Below are 2,974 nucleotides of genomic sequence, written 5' to 3' on the forward strand. Positions count from 1 at the left end.
CCACGCCCGGGGGGGCGGTGTCGGGTGGGGGCCCCGCGCGGCCGCGGGCCGCCAGCCCGTGGGCGGGCGCGGTAAACCGCACGGGGGGCGGGGGCCTGGGGGGGGCCGCGCCCCCCACCAACACCGGCTCCGGGCGGGCGCCGTCGCGTCCGCCCGGCTGGTTACCGTCAGGGTGTGAGTCGAACCGGTGCCGTGAGCGGGGGCCGACCCTGAGCGCCGTCCTGGCCGCGGTCGAGGCGGCGGCCGACGAGCACTTCGCCCAGCCGGCCGTGCGGGCGACCGTGTCCTTCCTCGGGGTCGAGCCGATCGACGTGCTGCGCTACGAACCGATCCCGGGCGAGGTGGTCTACCTCAGCCTCGGCATGAGCAGGCGCCCGATGACCTCCGCGGCCGACGCGATGACCGATCCGGGCGCGCCGCGCGCGGAGCTGATGCTGCACCTGCACGTCGACACCCTCGGCGTCGAGGGGGTCTGGCGCACGCTGGCAGTGCTCGCCGCCGCCCCGGTCGTCGAGGGCGTCGTCTACCGGCCCGGCATGACCGTCGACACCGAACAGCCCCTCGCGCCGGGCTCGCGCTGCACCGGCGCGGTCGTCACCGTGAGCCCGCTCGAGCCGGTGCCGGTGGGCGACCTCGAGCCGCACGCGGCCGACGTCCAGGTGCTGCAACTGCTGCCCGCGACGGCCAACGAACTGGCCTGGGGACGCGTCCACGGCACCCAGCGGCTGCAGGAACTCTGGCGCGAGCAGGGGTGTGATCTGCTCGACCTCGCCCGGGATCCGGTGACGTTGCCGCCGACCGCCTGAGACGCTTCACCGGGCAGCGTCCACTGACGACGAGGAGACGACGGTGCAGTTCGGTCGGTACTACGAGGAGTTCGAGGTCGGGGCGGTCTACAAGCACTGGCCGGGCAAGACGGTCACTGAGTACGACGACCACCTGTTCTGCCTGTTGACGATGAACCACCACCCGCTGCACCTCGACGTCAACTACGCCGAGAAGACGACCGACTTCGGCAAGAACGTCGTGGTGGGCAACTACATCTACTCGCTGCTGCTCGGCATGTCGGTGCCGGACGTGAGCGGCAAGGCGATCGCCAACCTCGAGATCGAGTCGCTGCGCCACGTCGCGCCGACCTTCCACGGCGACACCATCTACGGCGAGACCACGGTGCTCGACAAGACGCCGTCGAAGTCGAAGTCCGACCGCGGCGTCGTGTACGTCGAGACGATCGGCTACAAGCAGGACGGCACCGTGGTGTGCATCTTCCGCCGCAAGGTGATGGTGCCGACCAAGGAGTACATCGACGCGCGCGGCGGCGAGCAGCCCGGCCGCCCGGAGCCGACACCCCGCTGAGCCGCCCGCGCGTGATGATCACGCACGCAGGCACACCCTGGTGTGCACCCGTGCGTGATCATCGCGTTGCGGGAACGTCAGCGCCGCGGCAGCAGCCCCCACCCGCCGAGCGTCTCGGCGAGCAGCGGCGCCAGCGGCAGGGTGGCGAACTCGGCCGCGTCGACCCAGCGGGCCTCGTCCGCGTCGTCGCCGGCACGCAGCGAGCCCCCGACGACGCGCGCCACGTAGTCGTCGATCACGAACACCACGGCGCCGACGCCCGGGCGTTCGACCGTGCCGGCGAGCCGGCCGACCCCGACGACCAGCCCGGTCTCCTCGAGCACCTCGCGCCGGCAGGCCGTGGCCGTGTCCTCGCCGGGCAGGCAGCGGCCGCCTGGCACCGACCACAGTCCGCGCGCCGGCTCGTGCCCGCGGCGGATGAGCAGCAGGCGGCCGTGGTCGTCGTGCACGACCGCGCCGGCGCACAGCTGGCGCACCGCTCCGGTGGTCGCGTCGGCGCTCACGGCGTCCAGTCTGCCCGGGTCGTCCTCCGGCGCGCCCACCCGGTTCGGGCGCCGCGATGCGCTATGAACGACGGAGGTGTGCCGCGGGGAACCGTCCGTGGCCGACCGCGGCGGGCGGAGGACAGATGGTGGTCAAGGTGGCCGGTGGGCTCATCGTGGCCTTCGTGCTGTTCTACGTCGTCGTGTCACCCGACCACTCGGCGCACATGGCCGAGGGCGCCTGGCACCTCGTCCAGCACGTCGCCAAGAGCATCCGCAAGGTCGTCGACGACCTCGCCAGCTGACCGAGGGCCCGCTCGTGCCGCCGCTGCTGCGCAGTGAACTGCCGATCCGGGCCCGCACCCGCCACTCGCCGATCACGTGGTTCCGCCGCACGTCGCGCGAGACCGCCGTCGTGCTCGCCCTCACCCTCGTGGCCGGCTGGCTGTTCCTGTCCGGCTGGTGGGCGGTGCTGCTGGTCGCCCTCGAGTTGTTGGCGATCCTCGCGTTCCGCATCCACACCTGGAGCGCGGAATGGATCATCCTCACCGGCAAGCGGATCATCCGCATCCAGGGCGTGCCCGAGACGACGACGGCCGAGGCCTCGCTGCGCATCGACCGCGTGTCCGGCGCCCGGCTGGTGCAGACGGTGCCCGGCAAGTGGTTCGGCTACGGCACCATCGAACTCGAGGCACCCGGCGACCACCCGGACACCCACAACCTCACCCGCATCAACGATGCCGTGGGCTTCTTCATGATCCTGCGCGAGCTGATCTTCGGCGAGCCGCAGCCGCCCGACCCGGACGACCACCCGGCCGATCACATCACCGAGCCGCTGCCCGCAGTGCCCGACCCTGAGCGCGTGCGGCGCCTGCAGCGTGCGGCGAGGCCGCCCAAGCGGCTCTGAGACCCTCCGCCGCTGCCTACCCTGGAGGGGTGCGGATCGATCTCCACGCCCACTCCACCGCGTCCGACGGCACGGACAGCCCCTCCGACCTGGTGCGGAAGGCCGCCGCGGCCGGGCTGGACGTCGTCGCCATCACCGACCACGATACCACGGCCGGCTGGGACGAGGCCGTGCGCGCGCGGCCCGACGGGCTCACCCTCGTCCGCGGTGTCGAGGTGTCCTGCGTGCA

At 72.8% G+C, this 2,974-nt stretch carries 5 protein-coding genes and 1 pseudogene; 5 read left to right on the forward strand and 1 reads right to left on the reverse strand.

The features are described from left to right. The first annotated feature begins 269 nt into the window (after nucleotides 1-269). Nucleotides 270-806 carry a suppressor of fused domain protein gene (locus tag ACTHMS_RS12145; protein WP_440306927.1) on the forward strand — a complete coding sequence of 179 codons (537 nt, stop codon included), beginning with the start codon at nucleotides 270-272 and terminating at the stop codon, nucleotides 804-806. Between the two features lie 40 nt (nucleotides 807-846). Then, nucleotides 847-1,356 (forward strand): annotated as a pseudogene (locus ACTHMS_RS12150) (MaoC family dehydratase); the annotation flags it as partial. 77 nt (nucleotides 1,357-1,433) lie between these two features. Here ACTHMS_RS12150 and ACTHMS_RS12155 read toward each other — a convergent pair. Then, nucleotides 1,434-1,859 carry an NUDIX hydrolase gene (locus tag ACTHMS_RS12155; RefSeq protein WP_440306928.1) on the reverse strand — a complete coding sequence of 142 codons (426 nt, stop codon included), beginning with the start codon at nucleotides 1,857-1,859 and terminating at the stop codon, nucleotides 1,434-1,436. A gap of 125 nt (nucleotides 1,860-1,984) precedes the next feature. Here ACTHMS_RS12155 and ACTHMS_RS12160 point away from each other — a divergent pair, with 125 nt between their 5' ends. The 3 genes from ACTHMS_RS12160 to ACTHMS_RS12170 all read left to right on the forward strand — a co-directional run. Then, nucleotides 1,985-2,143: a hypothetical protein gene (locus tag ACTHMS_RS12160; RefSeq protein WP_440306929.1), complete on the forward strand. Its 159-nt coding sequence runs from the start codon at nucleotides 1,985-1,987 to the stop codon at nucleotides 2,141-2,143. Between the two features lie 14 nt (nucleotides 2,144-2,157). Next, on the forward strand, nucleotides 2,158-2,745 hold the full coding sequence (locus tag ACTHMS_RS12165; RefSeq protein ID WP_440306930.1) for a PH domain-containing protein: 588 nt from the start codon (nucleotides 2,158-2,160) through the stop codon (nucleotides 2,743-2,745). A 29-nt stretch (nucleotides 2,746-2,774) separates the two neighbouring features. Beyond that, nucleotides 2,775-2,974 (forward strand): PHP domain-containing protein (locus ACTHMS_RS12170; RefSeq protein WP_440306931.1); only part of this gene is annotated, 200 nt, incomplete at its 3' end.

The organism is Jatrophihabitans sp. (assembly GCF_051960575.1).
Taxonomy (GTDB): domain Bacteria; phylum Actinomycetota; class Actinomycetes; order Mycobacteriales; family Jatrophihabitantaceae; genus JBQCEE01.

Bases quoted from the DNA above. Each gene is read 5' to 3' on its own strand.
- ACTHMS_RS12160 (WP_440306929.1), top strand. From the start codon at position 1,985: ATGGTGGTCAAGGTGGCCGGTGGGCTCATCGTGGCCTTCGTGCTGTTC.